This window comes from Zongyangia hominis, assembly GCF_014385095.1.
Taxonomy (GTDB): domain Bacteria; phylum Bacillota; class Clostridia; order Oscillospirales; family Ruminococcaceae; genus Zongyangia; species Zongyangia hominis.
Genome location: NZ_JACRTC010000004.1, coordinates 1 through 17,691, shown reverse-complemented (window position 1 = coordinate 17,691; position 17,691 = coordinate 1). Strand labels below are relative to the sequence as shown.

General features: G+C 59.4%; 18 protein-coding genes. 11 read left to right on the top strand and 7 right to left on the bottom strand.

The features are described 5' to 3' along the window. Window positions 1-124: 124 nt before the first annotated feature. On the bottom strand, window positions 125-2,758 hold the full coding sequence (locus tag H8709_RS06765) for a YfhO family protein (RefSeq protein ID WP_262397624.1): 2,634 nt from the start codon (window positions 2,756-2,758) through the stop codon (window positions 125-127). 457 nt (window positions 2,759-3,215) lie between these two features. Here H8709_RS06765 and H8709_RS06760 point away from each other — a divergent pair, with 457 nt between their 5' ends. From H8709_RS06760 to H8709_RS06735, 6 genes are all read left to right on the top strand, one after another. After that, entirely contained in the window at window positions 3,216-3,848 is a 633-nt protein-coding gene (locus tag H8709_RS06760) for a DedA family protein (protein ID WP_262397623.1), read from the top strand. A 7-nt stretch (window positions 3,849-3,855) separates the two neighbouring features. Then, complete coding sequence (gene yfbR / locus H8709_RS06755) at window positions 3,856-4,440, top strand: 5'-deoxynucleotidase (protein ID WP_262397622.1); 585 nt, start codon at window positions 3,856-3,858, stop codon at window positions 4,438-4,440. Between the two features lie 20 nt (window positions 4,441-4,460). After that, window positions 4,461-4,763 carry a hypothetical protein gene (locus H8709_RS06750; protein ID WP_262397621.1) on the top strand — a complete coding sequence of 101 codons (303 nt, stop codon included), beginning with the start codon at window positions 4,461-4,463 and terminating at the stop codon, window positions 4,761-4,763. Further along, complete coding sequence (locus H8709_RS06745; RefSeq protein WP_262397620.1) at window positions 4,756-5,193, top strand: HEPN domain-containing protein; 438 nt, start codon at window positions 4,756-4,758, stop codon at window positions 5,191-5,193. The genes H8709_RS06750 and H8709_RS06745 overlap by 8 nt, the downstream gene beginning before the upstream one ends. 133 nt (window positions 5,194-5,326) lie before the next feature. After that, window positions 5,327-5,845 (top strand): ClbS/DfsB family four-helix bundle protein, encoded by a 519-nt coding sequence (locus H8709_RS06740; RefSeq protein ID WP_262397619.1) that lies wholly within the window; start codon window positions 5,327-5,329, stop codon window positions 5,843-5,845. Window positions 5,846-6,014: 169 nt separating this feature from the next. After that, window positions 6,015-6,494, top strand: coding sequence for a hypothetical protein (locus H8709_RS06735; protein WP_262397618.1), 480 nt, complete (start codon window positions 6,015-6,017; stop codon window positions 6,492-6,494). A gap of 162 nt (window positions 6,495-6,656) precedes the next feature. Here H8709_RS06735 and ilvN read toward each other — a convergent pair whose 3' ends face one another. Further along, window positions 6,657-7,154, bottom strand: coding sequence for an acetolactate synthase small subunit (gene ilvN, locus H8709_RS06730; protein ID WP_262397617.1), 498 nt, complete (start codon window positions 7,152-7,154; stop codon window positions 6,657-6,659). Between the two features lie 14 nt (window positions 7,155-7,168). Further along, window positions 7,169-8,791, bottom strand: a complete 1,623-nt coding sequence (gene ilvB / locus H8709_RS06725) for a biosynthetic-type acetolactate synthase large subunit (RefSeq protein ID WP_262397616.1) — start codon at window positions 8,789-8,791, stop codon at window positions 7,169-7,171. 425 nt (window positions 8,792-9,216) lie between these two features. Here ilvB and H8709_RS06720 point away from each other — a divergent pair, with 425 nt between their 5' ends. Beyond that, window positions 9,217-10,461, top strand: coding sequence for an ATP-binding protein (locus tag H8709_RS06720; RefSeq protein ID WP_262397615.1), 1,245 nt, complete (start codon window positions 9,217-9,219; stop codon window positions 10,459-10,461). A gap of 32 nt (window positions 10,462-10,493) precedes the next feature. Further along, the gene (locus H8709_RS06715) at window positions 10,494-11,423 is read left to right on the top strand and encodes an ABC transporter substrate-binding protein (RefSeq protein ID WP_262397614.1); all 930 of its coding nucleotides are present in this window, start codon (window positions 10,494-10,496) and stop codon (window positions 11,421-11,423) included. 306 nt (window positions 11,424-11,729) lie between these two features. Here H8709_RS06715 and alr read toward each other — a convergent pair whose 3' ends face one another. Beyond that, window positions 11,730-12,926, bottom strand: coding sequence for an alanine racemase (gene alr / locus H8709_RS06710; protein WP_262397613.1), 1,197 nt, complete (start codon window positions 12,924-12,926; stop codon window positions 11,730-11,732). A gap of 346 nt (window positions 12,927-13,272) precedes the next feature. Between alr and H8709_RS06705 the strand changes: the two genes are divergently transcribed. Next, window positions 13,273-13,725 carry a hypothetical protein gene (locus H8709_RS06705; RefSeq protein WP_262397612.1) on the top strand — a complete coding sequence of 151 codons (453 nt, stop codon included), beginning with the start codon at window positions 13,273-13,275 and terminating at the stop codon, window positions 13,723-13,725. A gap of 414 nt (window positions 13,726-14,139) precedes the next feature. Here H8709_RS06705 and H8709_RS06700 read toward each other — a convergent pair whose 3' ends face one another. Beyond that, complete coding sequence (locus H8709_RS06700) at window positions 14,140-14,742, bottom strand: nitroreductase family protein (protein ID WP_262397797.1); 603 nt, start codon at window positions 14,740-14,742, stop codon at window positions 14,140-14,142. 210 nt (window positions 14,743-14,952) lie between these two features. Here H8709_RS06700 and H8709_RS06695 point away from each other — a divergent pair, with 210 nt between their 5' ends. Continuing rightward, window positions 14,953-15,453, top strand: a complete 501-nt coding sequence (locus H8709_RS06695; RefSeq protein ID WP_392391668.1) for a flavin reductase family protein — start codon at window positions 14,953-14,955, stop codon at window positions 15,451-15,453. An 84-nt stretch (window positions 15,454-15,537) separates the two neighbouring features. On the opposite strand, the gene hflX is transcribed toward H8709_RS06695, so the two are convergent. Both hflX and H8709_RS06685 read right to left on the bottom strand, forming a co-directional pair. Further along, the gene (hflX, locus tag H8709_RS06690; RefSeq protein ID WP_262397610.1) at window positions 15,538-16,776 is read right to left on the bottom strand and encodes a GTPase HflX; all 1,239 of its coding nucleotides are present in this window, start codon (window positions 16,774-16,776) and stop codon (window positions 15,538-15,540) included. 9 nt (window positions 16,777-16,785) lie between these two features. Next, window positions 16,786-17,007, bottom strand: a complete 222-nt coding sequence (locus tag H8709_RS06685) for a helix-turn-helix domain-containing protein (RefSeq protein ID WP_262397609.1) — start codon at window positions 17,005-17,007, stop codon at window positions 16,786-16,788. Between the two features lie 226 nt (window positions 17,008-17,233). Here H8709_RS06685 and H8709_RS06680 point away from each other — a divergent pair, with 226 nt between their 5' ends. Beyond that, window positions 17,234-17,494 (top strand): DUF6809 family protein, encoded by a 261-nt coding sequence (locus H8709_RS06680; RefSeq protein ID WP_262397608.1) that lies wholly within the window; start codon window positions 17,234-17,236, stop codon window positions 17,492-17,494. The last annotated feature ends 197 nt before the right edge of the window (window positions 17,495-17,691 follow it).

Sequence of the window (17,691 nt, the reverse complement as noted above, 5' to 3'; positions counted from 1 at the left end):
TTTCTTCACACCTTCCCGCGCGGCCGCTTCTGAGCGGACGCGCTGTTTTTCTGCGTTTTTATCTTGTCCTTCCCCTTCGCCGGGGGAGGAATGGTTACGACTCTGCGGGGCCGTCCCCACCGGATCAGCGTTCCTCCTGCGCCGGGCCGCCGTCCTGGGGATCATCGGCCCGTGCACTGGTATCCTTCGTGCCGGCGTCCTGTGAGCCGGTGCCCTTTGGACCATCGGCCTGTGAGCCATCATCCCGTGTGCCGCCGCCCTGCGCTCCGGTATCCCGTGTGGTTTCTGCCGGTGAAGCGCCGCCCTCTGGGCTGGCGTCCTGTGCGCTGGCGTCGGGCGCGTCCAGATTATCCGGGCTCCTGAGCACTTCCTCGTCGTAAATGTCGATGGCCGGGATTTCGCCGGGCCGGGGGGCGCTCAGGGCCGCCGCCGACTGGCGGACACGACGCCGCCGGACAAGGAGCAGATAGAGGACCAAAACAGCCGCGCTCCCGATGGAGACGCATAGTCCGGGCAGAAGGCCGGGGGTCATGTAGTTAAAACGGATGTCGCATTCCCCGGCGGGCACTCTGACGGCCATGAAGCCGATGTCCACCTTCTCGATCTCTACCGGCTCTCCATTGACGGTGGCCGACCAGCCCTCATCGTAGGGGACGCTGAAGAACACGAGGTTTTCCTTTTGCAGGTTGCTGACGGCGGTAAAGCCCCGGTTGTCCTTTTCAAAGCTCACACAGCTCATGGACTGGCGGTCTTTGCAGTCGCTGAGATAGTCCTGGGTGCCCAGGCCCGACAGGTTATGTCCGGGCAGGGGAGAGAGGAGATCGCCGTATTTTTCAATCTGCTCGTCGGTGAGGAGCAGCGCCCGCATGAGCAGGTTGGAGCGCTTATTCTCGGTGCAGGTTTCAAAGGTCTCTTCGTCGATATAGTGCTCATAGGCAAAGCCCATGGGGACAAAGGCCTTGTTTTCGTAGATGTCAAAGCCCAATTGCATGTCGGATTTTACAAAGCCCGGCATGTTGGGCTCCTCCTCCTTGCCCTGCTCAGAGAACAGGTACTTGACCGAAAGAAGGCCCCGCAGCGCGTAGAGGGCGGCATCCGGCTTGGAGGAGACGTCCCGCTTCACCCCCACCTCGGGATAAAATTTCATCAGGGACACCGGCACGATGGAGTGGAAGGCCTGGATATTGGGCAGATGCCAGAACATGCCCTGGTTGGAGAGCCCCTCGTAGACGTCGGTGCGGTAGAAAACATCGTCGGGCATCTGGAGCTGATACCGGCCCTTGAGGGACTTTTCGATGATGGCCTCGTTGCTGCCCGAATTAAACCGTCCCATGCCCAGGTAGATGATCCCGAAGCAGCTGCTGACCACCATGACCCCGGACAGGGCAAAGGCCACAAAGCGGGGGTCCTTGCGATAGTGGCGCATAAGCAGGTAGCACAGCACGAAGCAGACGGCGGCCATCAGGATGTAGGCCCAGAACTCGGGGATGTATTTGTAGAGTCCGATGCGCCACTGGTCGTCCACCTTTTGGGGGGTGAGGGCCACCGGCACGGCGATGAGGAGCATGATAACGCCCGTCCACTTGACCCCCCGCATAAAGTCGATGGCGGGGTTATCGAGGGCTTTGGCGGAAGCCAGCGCCATCAGGAGCACCGGCATATAGAACCACCGGGCGTAGTAGGAGTTATTGAGCAGGATAAACAGGGCGTTAAGCCCCGGCACCAAGGCCATGACAAGGCTGATGCACAGGATTTTTTTGAGCCAGCTTTTCTTGACGGAGAGCACGTAAGCGAGGACCCCCGACATGCTAAAGAGGGGCAGCCAGGCCGACAGGGAGGACCATTTGCCGCCGTGGTCGGGGAAGAAGTTGGGCGCGGGGGGCAGGTCGGGCGGGAAGAATAAAGCCTGGATGATGCCCGGATACCGCTGGGGATGGGAGTAAAGCCAGAGGTTCCAGCCCGAGAGGAGGCTGTCGGCGCCGGTGCGGGGGTTGCCCATGATGGCGAGCACCGAGGGCAGGAAGATAAAGAGGGCCAGCCCCATGCCCAATACCGCCTCGAAGAAGAGCCAGAAAAAGCGCTTGAGGCTCACCCGGAAGCTGGGACTCGTCATCCGGACGAAGAAATAGAGGACGGTGAACACCACTTCCCCGATAAAGAACCAGTAGTTGATGAGGGCGTTAGCCGCCACCGCCAGGGCGAAGACGCCCCGCCGGTCGTGGAGGACAAACTCCTCCAGGGCGATGAGAAGCAGCGGGAAAAAGACCATGACCTCGTGGAAGTGGTTAAAGAAGATATTATAGATGCCAAAGCCGGAGAAGGCATAGAGCAGCCCTCCCACCACGGCGAAATACTGGTTTTTGACAAAGCGGGAGATAAAGGCGTAGCCGGTCAGGGAGATGCAGGCGAATTTGAGCACCAAAAGCGGGGCCATGAGGAAGGGAACGAAGCTGGTGGGGAAGATGAAAGTGAGCCAGAAGAAGGGGCTCATGAGGAGATAGAAGCTGTACGAGCCGATAAAGTTGACGCCTAGATCGGTGTACCAGTTCCAGAAGATGTCCCCGGAGCGCACCGCCTCGTGGGCCAATTTATAAAAGGGAATCTGCTGGACATTGAAGTCCCCATAGAAGGTAAAATAGCCGCCGTCCATGATGACATAGGGCAAAAAGATGACGGCCGCTGTCAGCAGGGCCAGGAAAAAGGCCTGCTTATACTTTTTGGTCCCCTCTTGGTCGAGTCTCTGCGCAAGGCTGTGCACGTCGCTTCACCGTCGCTTTCCAAAATTTTTATCGTCCGGCCGTCAAACGTGACGGCCTTTGTTTATGAGTTTGCTGCCGCCGGCTTCCCGCCGCGGCGTTTTTTTCATTGCGGCGCAAAGGGAGAGCGCTGCGGCGCTTTGCCTCCGTACCCCCAATAGCCATGGTCATGCCGCGCCACAGGATCCGACGCATGGGGGGCGCGCCGCGCTCTGCCCCCGATGGGTGCCAAGCTGCCTCCGGTTCTTTTTAACAGTGTCCGTTTCCTGCCGGTTTGATGCTTATCATTTCGGCGAGGACCCTCAACAATCTAGTGTATTATACCACAATTTTCCGGAGCGGTCAGCGCCTTCCCTGTAAAATGTAAGGGAAGTGTAAAACTTTTGCCCTCCTTCTGGAAAAGGCGGGGAGGATAGGGTATACTGAAAACAAAACCAGAGAAAGGTGTTTTGCCCGCCCATGGATATCGCCCTCTTGGAAAACTTGATGATGGATTATGGCCTCGTCGCCATCTTCTGCGCGGTGGCGCTGGAATATGCCTGCTTCCCGCTGCCCAGCGAGATCGTCCTGCCCTTTGCGGGCTTTATCGCTGTCTCCGGGCGCATCCCCTTCTTCGCCGTGCTCCTCGTCAGCCTCCTGGCGGGCGTCGCCGGGTGCCTTTTGTGTTATCTCATCGGCTATTTCGGCGGGCGGCCGCTGGTGGACAAAATCGCCGCCCGTTTCCCCAGCCTCCGGCCGGGGCTCTCGGCTTCCGAGGGGTGGTTTTCCCGCTATGGCAGCGTTTCCGTGCTGCTCGGGCGGTGCGTCCCCCTCTTTCGCACCTACATCAGTTTTGTGGCGGGACTGGCCCGGCAGCGCCCGGCTAAATTCGTCCTGTATTCCGCCGGCGGTATCGCCGTCTGGAACACCGTGCTCATTTCGGCGGGCTACCTGCTGGCCGACAACTGGACGGTGGTGGTAGGCTACTGCCAGCAGTACAGCGTCGTCATCGTGCCTTTGGCGCTGCTGGCGGGGCTCGGCTATCTCTTGTATAAACTCCGGGCGCGCAGGCGCAAGGCCGCCTCCCAGCCCGATCCTTCCGATAGAAAGTAGGTGCTCCATGGGACAGGGAAACTTTTTCGCCATGATTTCACGGATGAAATATATCGACCGGTGGGCGCTCATGCGCAACACCCGCCAGGAAAACCTTTCCGAACACAGCTTAATGACCGCCGTGGTGGCCCACGCCCTGTGCGTCCTGGGCAACCGGCGGCTGGGCAAGCGCCTCGACGGGAACCGGGCGGCGGTGCTCTCCCTCTATCACGACGCCGAGGAAATCCTCACCGGCGATCTGCCCACCCCCGTCAAATACGACAATCCCGCCATCCGGGACGCCTACCAGCAGGTGGAGCGGGTGGCCGGGGAAAAGCTGCTTTCCATGCTGCCCGAGGATATGCGGGGGGATTATGCGGCCATCTTCTTCCCTGCCGGGGAGGACGGCTATCTCCTGCGGCTGGTGAAGGCCGCCGACAAACTGTGCGCGCTTATCAAGTGCATTGAGGAAGAGAAGGCGGGCAACACCGAGTTTTCGAAAGCCAAGACCTCCATCGAGGCGGCCATCCGGGGCTACCGGCTCCCCGAGGCCGACCTGTTTTTATCCGAATTCATGGACGGGTTCTATCTAACGTTGGACGAGCTGGACTAGATTAGGAAGGAGATGCCAATATGCGGGTCAGCCCCCTCATCCGGCAGGTGGCCGAAGAAATCCGGTCCATGTACAAGGTGGAGCGGATGATACTCTACAATGAAAAACACGCGGTGACCGGGGAGACGACCTCCTTTAAGCTGTGCCTCGTCATGGACACCCGGGATAAGGCGGAGGCGGAGCGGCGTCTCTATCTGACCATCGACTGCGACGTGCCCTACGACCTGCTCATCTACACCCCGGCCCAGTGGGACCATCTTAAGACGTGCGAGGGCACCTTTGCCTGGCGCGTGGATCAGACGGGGAGTGTGGTCGATGAGTAGGCGGAGAATCAACCCCCGGGACTCACGGCGGTATTACGACTGGTTCAATCAGGCCGAGGACGACATGGCCGCCGCCGAACTGCTCATGCAGGACGAGCGGTGCTACAATCTTTCCGCCTTCCACTGCCAGCAGGCCATTGAAAAGGGACTCAAGGGATACCTGCTCTTTCGCACCGGCAATTTGGTGGACGGGCACAACCTGACCTGGCTGTGCAAACAGGCGGTCAAGCTCGACGGCACCTTCGCCCGCTGGCTCTCCGAGTCGGCCAAGCTCAACCGCTGCTACATAGAGACCCGCTACCCCGCCGACATTCCCTTGGATTTGAGCTATCAGAAGGTGCGGGGCGCCTTTGAGATGTCCAGCGACATGCTCGATTTTATCTTCGACCAGTTTGAGAAGGAATCGGGTCTGGAAGCGAATTTCGCATAAAAATCGCCCCGCCACCCCCTTTTCTTTCGGTGCGTTTTCAAAAGGCCGGCCGCGAAAGCGGCGGGCCTTTTTTACCTGACACGGTGTTGTCATATACCCCGTGGTATGATGACAATAAAAACGGAGGAAGCCGATGCAAGGGTATAAAAGCAAAGAGGAATTTCTTAGTAAGATCGAGAAGACCGCCACGCTGCTCTTAGGGGAATTTGACACTGTGGCGGAGGAGGACCGAGACCTGCGGCTGGAGGGCGTGGACCGGACGCCCCGGGAGATCATCGCCTATCAGCTGGGCTGGCTGGAGCTGATGCACAGCTGGGATGAAGACGAGCTTTCCGGGAAGGAAGCTGTCACCCCCGCCCGCGGGTACAAATGGAACCAGCTGGGAGCGCTGTACCAGAGCTTTTACGACAGATATAGCGAGGAGTCCTTGGCAGGCCTCCGGGAGATGTTCGCGTCGGCTGTGGAAAGGCTGCTTACCTGGGTGGCCTCCTTTTCCGACGCGGAGCTCTTCGAGCCGGGCGGCAGGAAGTGGTCCCAGTCCACCCCCTCCAGTTGGCCGGTGTGGAAATGGATTCACATCAACACCGTGGCGCCCTTTCAGTCCTTCCGGGGCAAAATCCGCAAGTGGAAGCGGCTGCGCGCGGCCATGTAATAGGAGATCATATAGTCCCCGGCGTTCCCAGGGCGGGAACGCCGGGGACTATTCGGATAAAAGCGGGCCCGCGCAAAATTGCCGCCCGGAGGCTCGCCCACTGTTGCACTCTTTACAGTTTTGTAATATAATAATCACATATAGAGATTTCACAAAAAAGGGGCAAAAAGTGGAGAAGTGTTGGGGGATGATGGCTGTGGCGCAGCGCTCGCGCAAAAAGCTCTGGATTGTCATTGCTGTGATTCTCATTCTGCTCACCTTGATCCCCATCATTACATACGTTATGGATAACCGCCTTTCCGGGGAGGACGCGCTGGACATTAAACCCAGCCGGGTGGTGCGCATCTCGGTGCGGCGGGGCGACAGTTATTACGAGATCACCGATCGGGACCGCGCGGCCCGGCTGATGGACAAAATTCAGGGACTATCCTTTAAACGGAATATCTCCCTTGATGAGAAGCGCACCCTGGGCAATACCATCATCGAGGTGGAGACAGACAACCAATTGGAACTGATTTCCGAGATCAATAACCGTTTTGTCTCCCACTACCAGGTGCCATTCCTCACCTTCCTGACCACCTATTACGACGTGGAGAACACCGAAACCTTGCAAGAGATTGTGGCGCTGGCCGAACTGTTGGCCGACTGAGTGCAAAAAAGCTCCGGACATTTCGTCCGGAGCTTTTTATCGTGTTAGGGCGGCAAGGAGCCGCAGCCAAGTCGCGCTGTGGCTCGTATGAAACCTGAGCGCGGGCGACGCGACAGGGTTACGAAAGCGACCAGAGCGCGACATCCTCGCCGGTAGGCGCGGTTATTTTTTGTGGATGGTAACGGCGCCCTTCTGGACGGCAATGAGGCCGGTCCGGGCCACCTCCACCACCCGGTAGGGGGAGAGCAGGTCCTCCAACAGGGCGATCTGAGCGGTGGTGTCGGTCATCTCGATGGTCAGGGTGGTGCGGGAGATGTCGATGATTTTGCCGCCCATGATCTTGACTAAATCCATGACCTCGCTGCGCTGGGAGGTCTCCACCTGGACCTTGACGAGGACGAGCTCCCGGGTCACCAGCTCCTCGGAGGGGATGGTGCGCACCTTGATGACGTCGATGAGCTTGTTAAGCTGTTTTTCCACCTGTTCGACGGTGTAATCGTTGCCGTCTACCACAATGGTCATGCGGGAGATGGAGGGGTCCTCGGTGACGCCCACAGCGAGGCTGTCGATGTTAAAGCCCCGGCGGGAAAAAAGCCCGGAAATTCTGGAAAGGACACCGGAGTGGTTTTCCACTAGGACGGAAATGGTGTGTTTCATCATGGCTCCTCCTTTCCTCACAGCGACGGCTCGTCCGGCCGGACGAGACACTGAAGTAGATAGGGCCCGTCGTGAGAAAGCATCTCCTCGATGGCCTCTCCGGCCTGGGACTGCTCTCTGATACCGGCCGCTCGGATGCCGTAGGCCCCCGCGATCTTGCCGTAGTCGGGGCCGCCGTCGAGGCCCACCGCCATGTAGTTGCCCTTGTACTGCTTTTTCTGCAATTCCCGAATCATGCCCAGCTGGCCGTTTTTCATCAGGATGATCTTGAGATTTAAGTTTTCCTGGCAGACGGTGGCAAGCTCCATCATCTGCATCTGAAACGCGCCGTCCCCGCATACGGCCACAACCATGCGGCCCGGGTCGGCGAACTTGGCGCCCACCGCCGCGGGGATGGCGTAGCCCATGGTGCCCATACCGCCGGTGGTGAAAAAGCGGCCCCCCGGGCGGACATTACAATGGTTGGCGGTCCAAATCTGGTTTTGCCCCACGTCGGAGACGATGACCGCGTCGTCGGGCAGGGCGGCCGACAGACTCCGGATGAAGGCGCGGGGATTGATATACCCCTTGCGCTCGCCCAGATCAAAGGAAACTTCCTCCCGCCACTGGCGCGCCTGCAACAGCCACTGGGAAAAATCGGTGCCCGGGGTCATGTCGTAGAGCTGGGTGAGGATTTGCTTGGCGTCCCCCACCAGCGGAATGGCGGTGCCCATGTTTTTGCCGATCTCCGCCGGGTCGATGTCGATGTGGATGACCTGGGTGCGCTGGGAGAGCATCCCGGGGGTGGCCACCGCCCGGTCCCCCACCCGCGCGCCGATGATGATGAGCAGATCCGCCTCCCCGATGGCCAAATTGGCCGCCGATGTGCCGTAGGTCCCCAGCATCCCCAGGTAGAGGGGATGGCCGGAGGGGAGGACGCCGATGCCCATCATGGTGGAGACCACCGGGATGCCGCATTTCTCCGCGTATTCCCGCAGCTCCCGCTTGGCCCCCGCCGCAATGACGCCGCCGCCGGCGCAGATGACCGGCCGCTCGCTGTGGGTGATAGCGTCCACCACCCGCTTCATCTGGACCACATGGCCCTTGGTGCTGGGTTTGTAACCCCGGATGCTGACCCCCGCGGGGTAGGAAAAATCAAATTCCGCCTGCTGGATGTCGATGGGGATGTCGATGAGCACCGGGCCGGGACGTCCGGTGGAGGCGATATAAAAGGCCTCTTTAAAAATCCGGGGCAGCTCGGTGACGTCCTTGATGAGGAAGCTGTGCTTGGTAAAGGGCTCCGCCGCCCCGGTGATGTCCGCCTCCTGGAAGACGTCCCGGCCCAAGAGATCGCTTTGAACCTGGCCGGTGATGGCCACCAGGGGAATGGAGTCCATGTAGGCGGTGGCCAGCGCCGTGATCAGATTGAGGGCCCCCGGACCCGAGGTGGCCGCGCACACCCCCACCTTGCCCGAAATCCGGGCGTAACCGCTGGCCGCGTGGCCGGCGTTCTGCTCATGCCGCACCAGCACGTGCCGGATGGGCGAGTGGGACAGCCGGTCGTAGAACGGGCAGATGGTGGCGCCCGGGTAACCAAATACAACGGATACGCCCTCATTTTCCAAACATTTGACCATGGCTTCGGCGCCTGTGATTTTCATCCGTTTTCCCCCGCTTTCCCTCTCCCCTGCCGGGATGCCGGTAAAGGAGATGTTTTCCACTATTATACGATGTCCCGGGGACCCCGTCAACCGGACGGGCACCCGTGTCCCTCTTTCCTCCGGCTTCCCAACCGCTCCAGGATTTTCCACCGCCGGCCGCGAAAAAACGCGAACAAATATTTGACACTCCACCGGATGGGAGGTACAATAAAACAATATAAGGATGTTTGGGGCCAAGCGTTTTGGCCGGACCGCAGGGGCGCGGGGAACGGGCCCTCCCCAGACGGTGCGGTTATCACAAGACCGCTTTCGCTCCCCGCGCACCGACTGGCCTTCGGGATCTGGAAAGCGGGACCGCCATCATTGGAATTCATACGAGTATCCCATGGCACAACGACGTTGCCATGGGGAATGGGGGATTATCTTTGCCTGACACTTTTTCACTCATCAAACTGACCGCCAACTCCCTGTCCATCTACCGCAATTTGCACCGGGACCCGGTCATCGCCGATATGATTGCCCTGATCGACTGCGAAAGCGTCGACCGCCTGGCCTTCCTCTGGGGCCGGATGTTCGAGGGGCTTTCCCGGTCCAAATTCTACGCCAATTTTGCCGATTATGTGTTTGACAAGGCGCTGTACGACGAAAACGTCTTTACCAAAGCCGCGTCGAGAAATTTGTATATCGCCCTGCCCAAGCTGATCCGGTCCGCCGCCCAGCGGGATTTGACCGCCCTGGGGCTGCTGGCCTCGGTGTCCAGCGAGGAGCTCAAGTCCCGCTACCGGGAAAAGTTTCCAAGCGATGGGGAGGCCATCTCCCTGCTCCCCGACTGGGTGAACAAAAACAACAAATATGACGTCAAAACCCCCTGGGGGGACGACATTCAAAAAATGGCCGACTTTGTCCGCCATCATGGCTGCGGCAATATGGCCCGCTGTGAGACCCTCCGCTTCTGCCCCGACGCCGAGGATTTCTTGCGGCCGGCGCCCTTTACCGATCCGGTTTCGCTGTCAAAGCTCACCGCCTACCCGCAAGAAAAGCAGCGGCTCATCGAAAACACGGAGACGCTGCTGGAGGCAAGGCCCGCCGCCCATGTGCTGCTCTACGGCGGACGCGGCGCTGGGAAGACCTCCCTTGTCCGGGCGCTCGTCAACGAGTACAAGGGCCGTGGACTGCGCCTGATTGAAATGGGGCTGCAGAGCCTGCCCTATGCCGACGCTCTGCTCGAAAAGATCAGCAGTTCGCCGCTGAAAGTGATCCTCTTTTTTGACGATCTGACCCCCGATGCCGACCTGTCCAGCCTGTCGGGGCTGATGGCGGCTTTGCCCGCCAACGCCGTCGTCTACGCCACGGCGTCCCGGCCCCTGGATCGGCCCGAGCCCCCCGAGCCCGGCGAGGAGCTGCGGCCCGGCGGTTCCCCGGCCGCAGCCCTGGCCCAGCTCTTTGGGGAGGCCATCGTCCTGCCGGGCCTGGGCGCGGCGGAACTTTCCGATCTGGCGGCTAAGCTTTGCGCCGACCGGGGGCTCGCCATCGATCCGGCCCGCTTAGAGGCGGCGGTGCCCCGATGGTGCGCCCGGCGGGGGACCTCGACGCCCCGCTCCATCCGCCAGCTGGTGGATGCCATCGACGCCAGCCTGTCCCGGGGACAGTCTTTCCCGGATTTGCTGTAAGCCCCCGTCTATGACTTACAAGGAGGAAAGCTATGAAACGACTGATTGCAATATTGCTTTCTGTATTTTTTGTAGTTGGATTTACCTCCTGTAATAAAATAGAGGAGGAGATACCGGAGCCTCCCGTGACCTCCACCACCGATGAGAAGGAGTATCCCTTCCACATTGACGATAAGGAGGTGGAGCGCGAGCCGGGACGGGTGGTTTCCCTCTCCCCCTCTTTAACCGAGATCACCTATACCCTGGGGTATGGGGGCAAGCTGGTGGGGGTCAGCGACAGCTGCGACTACCCGGAGGCCACCACCGACCTGCCGCAGGCGGGGAATGTCCACACGCCGGATCTGGACAAGTTACGGGAGCTTGCCCCGGAATGCCTGCTCATCTCCTCCGATCTGGTGGAGGAGGACCTCAAACAGGTCGAGGGGATGGGGATTTTGGTCATCAAGATAGCCCCGGCCAAGTCCCTGGAGGATTTGGAGCGGGTGTATCGGACATTGGGGTCCGTCCTGGGCGGGCGCATCACCGGCGGGAAGGTGGGGGGCGACCTATATGCCCTCATGACCGCCCGGATCTACGAGCTGCGCACAGTGGTCAAACGCTCGGAAAAGAGCTGCTACCTCATCCGGATGTTAAACAACACTGTGGCCACCGGGGACACCTTCACCGGGGACCTGCTGGAGCAATTGGGGCTTCAGAATCTGGCGGAGGATTCCACTGGGTGGGCCCTTGCCTCGGACAAGGTGGCCCAGACCAATCCCGCCCTATTGTTTGTGGATAACTCGGTGGATATCGAGGAGGTCAAGCGCTGCCCCCTCTACCAAAATTCGGACGCGGTGAAAAATGAGGCCATCTACCCGGTAAACACCCTCCTCTTTGAGCGGCAGAGCAAGCGCCTCATGCAGGAATTGGAAGTCATGGCCCGCATGGCCTATCCCGACGGGTTTAAGGGTTCCGCCGCATAAATCAGACATAGCATAGCCCCCGGTTTTTAGAAACCGGGGGCTTTTTTCGCAGCGGCGGCAGGGTATAGCCGGGAAAAATGACAGCGACGGGGATTTGGAGCTCTGGTTATGGAAAAGGCAGCCGCTTTTACGGCTGCCTTTTTCGGACTTCGTGGAGGTTTGGGCCGGCGTCCGCGCTATCGCGTTGCGCCCCCAGTGCGTAATACGGCAGGAGGGAACTTTGGTAACGAGATACAAAATATGCGGGGCCGGGCTCCGTGTTGCGGTACGGGCTCTTGCTGGGCGAAAAATGGCGCAAAATGCAGGCTATTTTTCGTAGGGCTGGACATAGTCGACCACGCCCACCTGTTTTCCGCCTTTGAGATAGACCCGGGGCACCCGTTTCCCAATGAGGCAGACCACTTCGTAGCCGATGGTGCCGCACAGGGCGCCCACCTCGTTGATGCTGATTTCGTGGCCGTGGCCGTCGGTGCCCAGGAGGATGGCTTCATCCCCCGCCTGGATGCCGGGGGCGTCGGTGATATCCAGCATGATCTGATCCATGCAGACCCGCCCCACCACCGGGACCTGCCGGCCCTGGACCAGCGCGTGAGCCCGCCCGCCCAATAGGCGGTTATAGCCGTCGGCGTAACCGATGGGGACGGTGGCGATCTTGGAGAGACGGCCGCTTTCAAATTTCCGCCCATAGCTGACGGTGGTCCCCGCCGGGATGTCCTTGACCATGGAGATCACCGATTTGAGGGTCATGGCCTGGCGGAGGTCCACCGCACGGCGCATCTCGTCGGAGGGGGCGAGCCCATAGCAGATGATGCCCGGGCGCACCATATCCAGGTGCATTTCGGGGTAGTTGATGACCCCGGCGCTGTTACAGCAGTGGCGCAACGGGAAGGTGACGCCCCGTTCTTCCAACGCGGCGATGACCGCCATGAATTTGTCGAATTGCCCCCGGGTGTAGGCTTGGGACTCCGCGCTCAACTCGTCGGACACCGCGAAGTGGGTGAAGATGCCGGTGGGGTGCAGGTGGGAGAGGGCACAAGCCTCTGCAATCCGATCCGCCGCGGCCTGGATGCCGTCGGTGCAGACAAAGCCGATACGGGTCATGCCCGTGTCCACCTTCACATGGACATCCACCTGGACCCCCGCTTCCACGGCGGCACGGCTCAGTTCAAGAGCGTACTCGGGGGAAAAGAGGGCCTGGGTGATGCGGTATTTGGCTAGGGTTTTGACATACTCCACGGGGGTTGCGCCGAAGATCAAAATGGGCTTTACAATGCCAGCCTGCCGCAGCCCCACGCCCTCCTCGATGTTGGAGATGCCAAACCAGTCCACCCCATCCTCCTGCATCTGGAGGGCCACCTTTTTGTCGCCGTGGCCGTAGGCGTCCGCCTTGACGACCCCCAGCAGCTTGCACTTTGGCCCGATCAGGGAACGGATGGATTTTACGTTATGGGAAATGCAGTCTAGGTCAATTTCGGCCCAACTGCGCTTGAGAAAATCACACATGCTTTTCCTTCATCCCTTTTATCAAAGTTAAATTACCTTATTATCATACACGGATTGGGGGGAAAAGAAAAGCGTATTTTGCGCGGACTGCGGACGGTGTCCGCACCCATATCGCGCTGTGGTGCGAGAGAAGTCTAGCGCATGCGCCGCGACTGAGTTGCCGTCCCGGGGCGCGCCCTCCCCGCCGGCAGCGGACGGTGTCCGCACCCCTATCGCGCTGTGGTGCGAAAGAAGTCTGAGCGCGTGCGCCGCGACTGAGTTGCCGTCGGGGCCCGGGGCGCGCTCTCCCCGCCGGTAGGCGCAAAAAGGAGCCCTGTCCAGGTGCAGGCCCGGACAGGGCTTCCGTATGGTCTGCGATCAGCCTTTGGACGACAGAAGAATCCTCGAGCTTTATCCGCAGTTGGGAGGGCAGAAAGGGAAATGGCGCCGCGACACCGATACCCACGGCGGTGTCAATGGCAAAATGCTCCGCCGCCCTCATTTCCGAGCGTTCCCGAGGCCAAGGAGGCACATCGAAGGGCGGATATGGCCGCGCATAGGGCAGGTCGGCCAGCTCTCTCCGGCAGGGGGCAAAGCCGGAACAAGAACGGCGGTTCCTATGGCGAAGGCCGGGCCGGAAATTCCTTTCCAGTTAGCCGAGCGCCAGAGACACAGCCATCAGTTTCTCGATCAGGCACTGGCCGTCCATCTGCGCCTTGCGTATTCCCATGGATGGATAGACACCTGTTTGATGCTTTTTGTGCTGCACACCCAGCGGGAAGGCTGGTACAAAAGCACATTACAGCCGCTGTCACCATGAGGCTCAGGAATAGGACAAGACCGCTCATGGCATCCAGCGGCCAGACCGAGGAATGTGTTGCCATGCCGCCACGATGGCGGTTACAATACAGCCCATCGATTTCCTCCAGTCTTCCATCCTCTTGAGGACCAACGAGGAGCTTCTTTCATTCTACATAAAATGCGCCTCCTTTGTTTGGCAGCCTCGGTTTCCTTCTTCTCCTCACCTTTACTTTACACCATTCGACATTATTTTACAATCGGCATCTTCTATCAAAAATATCAAAATATTTGGATAAATAAAGCAAATGATACGCATTTCTTATCAAAAATGATATACAAATGATGGCAAAGAGGATGGTTCCCGGTAAGACCCGTCCCCCAAGCGCGTGCGCCGCGGCAAAGTTGCGGCCAGGGCCTGGGGCGCGTCCTCCTTTTATTTTTGTAGTTCTCCCGGGTCCAGGGGCAGGATGACGTCCTCCAGCTTCCGCTTGGGGATGTGCAGATACCCCTCCTTGTCCCGGTAAAACTCGGTGGCGTCATGTTCCGTGATATAATCGAGGAAGATGCGCTCGTTGGGCTTGCCAAGCGCTAAAATCAGCGCCGGGTCGTACCACTTCTCTAACCGCAGGGAGCGGCAAAGCCGGGCCTTGTCAAAGTTTGCGATCATACAGCCTCCCAGACCCTGCTCCACCGCCGCCAGCATGATGGTCTGGGAGGCGAGGCCGATGTCGATCCACATCATTTCGTCTTCGGGCATCAGGCTCTTGTCAGCCAGGATGACAAGATAGGCCATGGGTTTCTGCCCATCCCGGGGTCCGTCGTAGCCCCGTAACAGCACGTTCCAGTTGATGCAGGGGAAAATCAACTGGTTTTTGCGCTCGGTGCAACTGATGACGTAGCGCAGCGGCTGGATGTTCAGACAGGAGGGCGCGTACCGCGCCGCGTCCACCAACCCCTCCAACAGCTCGTAAGGGACCGCCGTACTCTGATTAAAACATGTGTAGCTGCGGTTTTGTTTGGATAAATCCCGAATCATCCCTGCCACCTGCCCTTTTTTGGTATGGTTTCATTATAGCATCTTCCTCCCCCCATTCCAACCGAAATGGCAGGGACATGGGAAAAATCGGGGAATCCCCGGGGATATGGGCGGTGTTTGGAGGCGATGGACTCAAAAAGGTTGCATCTCGGACCCAAACGACATATACTGGGAGATGATAGCCCAAGCACCGAGAAGGAGGCAATGCATATGTTTCGTGAGATTAAGCCCCAACAGCTACAGGAGAACCCCTTTACCATGATCGGCAAGGACTGGCTCCTCATCACCGCCGGTGACAAGAACAAATGTAACACCATGACCGCCAGCTGGGGCGGCGTCGGCGTGCTGTGGAATCAGGACGTCTGCACCGTCTATATCCGGCCCCAGCGTTACACCAAGGAATTTGTGGACCGGGAAAAGGAGTTTTCCATTTGCGTGATGGACGCCTCGTTCCGGGACGCGCTCAACCTGTGCGGCACCAAGTCGGGCCGTGATATGGATAAGATTGGGGCCTGCGGGTTCACCGTGGACTATGAGGGGGATACCCCCTACTTCGACGAGGCCAGAGTGGTCATCGTCTGTGAAAAGCTCTATGCCCAGGAGCTAAAACCCGAGCATTTCCTGGTCCCAGGCTACGACGAGCGCTACTATCCCGATAAGGATTACCACACCATGTATGTGGGCAGGATCAAAAAAGTGCTGGTCAAATAGCCTCGCACCCCAGGGCGGCCGTCTTTCAACGGCCGCCTTTCGCTATACGAAAACGGGCCGCTCCGGAAGGGAGCGGCCCGCATTTTATTGGATGAAAGCGCTGACCTCTTTCATCATTTTTACATCCACCAGCGCGTCCACCAGAATACCGTGGGCGGTGTACTCTTCGGCATAGACGGTGGAATCGTCCTTGAGACGGGAATAGAGCCCGGCCTTGTCAAAGGGAATGAGCAGGCTCAGACGGATATGGGTGGGCGGCAGGGCCTTTTGGATGCGCTCGAGCAGGTGCTCCAGCCCAAAGCCGGTCTTGGCGGAAATAAAGACGCAGTCGCGCTCGATGGTCAGCGGCATCTCGGAAAGCTTGTCGCATTTGTTGAGGACGGTGAGCACCGGGACATCCCCCGCGCCCAGTTCGCCCAGGACCTGGCGGGTGGTTTCAATCTGGGCCAGGGTCTCGTCGCTTGCGATGTCGCAGACGTTGAGGATGAGATCGGCGTTGACGGCCTCCTCCAAGGTGGACTTGAAGGCCTCCACCAGATGATGGGGCAGCCGCCGGATGAGCCCCACCGTGTCCACCAGCATGACGGTGCGGCCGTCGGGGAGTTTCAGCGCCCGGGAGGTGGGATCCAGGGTGGCGAAGAGCATGTCCTCGGCCAGCACCCCCGCGTCGGTCAAGGTATTGAGGAGGGTGGATTTCCCCACATTGGTGTAGCCGACGATGGCCACGGTGGTGACGCCGTCCTTTTTCCGCCGGGCACGGTGGAGCTCCCGGCGGCGCTGGACTTCCGCGAGCTGTTCCTCCAGCGACTGGATGCGCCGGCGGATGTGCCGCCGGTCTGATTCCAGCTTGGATTCGCCCGGGCCCCGGGTGCCGATGCCGCCGCCCAGCCGGGAGAGACTCTGTCCCTGTCCCAAAAGCCGGGGCAGCAGGTAGCGCTGCTGGGCCAGTTCCACCTGGAGCTTGCCCTCGCTGGACCGGGCCCGCTGGGCGAAGATGTCCAGAATCAGGGTGGTGCGGTCGATGACGGGCAAGTCGGTCTCTCGCTCAATGTTGCGCTGCTGGACCGCGGTGAGCTCATGGTCGTAGATGAGAAGATTGACTTCGTGGGTAGAGGAAAACTCCTTGATTTCCTCGAGCCGTCCCGAGCCCACACAGGTGGCGGCGTCTAAGGACTCCCGGCGCTGGATGACCCGCCCGGCCACCTCGGCGCCCGCGGTATCGGTCAGCTCCGCCAGCTCGTCCAGGGAGATTTCAGCATCGAAGTCGCCGGTGTCCACACAGACGAGCAGGGCGCGCTGTTTGATTTCTTCGTTTTCGTACATAGATTCTCCTTATTGCATGTCCTTGGGGGGCGCGGGATTATTGGTGCGCCCCAGGATATAGTCGGTGGATACGCCGTAGAAATCGGCGAGGGCCGCAAGAATCGTCTCATCCAGATTTTGCGTACCGGTTTCGATATAGCTATATTTGCGCTGTGTGATGCCGATTGCCTCGGCAACTTTGGCTTGCGTCAGATCGTGGTCAATCCGTAAATCTTTGATCCTTTTTAACATTTACCCAGCACCTTTTATCCAATCTTTGAGGGCGCGGGATTATTGGTGCGCCTTGATATTTATTTTACATCGTATCATGTGAAAAAATCAATGAATTTATTCCGTGTATTAAAAGCAAAGGTCTCGTGGCGGCTGTATGCTAGCCACATTTGGCTGGAAACAGCCCGATTTACTCAAAGTGTGATATACTGCGAAGGACGTTTACTTTAAATCATGAGGTGATGAAATGGAAAGTGTATTGGAAGAGTTGTTTCTGGGGGGCATCTGTGGAGAAGCGGAGCCTGTGGAGGACCCGGAGTATCGGGAAGCCCAGCGGATATATAGCAAAGTCCGGAACAAATGGGAGGTCGCGCTCGCGCCCGAGCAACAGAAACTCTGGGAGAAGCTGAACGACGCGGCGGAGGAGCGGTTTTATTACGAGGGGAAGCAGTGCTTCCTGACCGGGTTTCGGATGGGGCTGCGTGTGGCGGTCGAGTCTCTTCTGTAAGGGTGCGCCGATGAGATCGGCAGTTCTACGCTCATGCCGCGCGGGCATCGCGCCGTCGGGGACGGCAGTCCTGCCCCTCGTGCCGGGGCGGGCACATCCTTTTCTGTCAAGAAAAGGATGCAAAAGTGATCGAAGGGGAAACCCCTTCGAGAACCCCGTGTGCGGCCGCAAGGGAACCCATGGGTATGGGCGGCGAT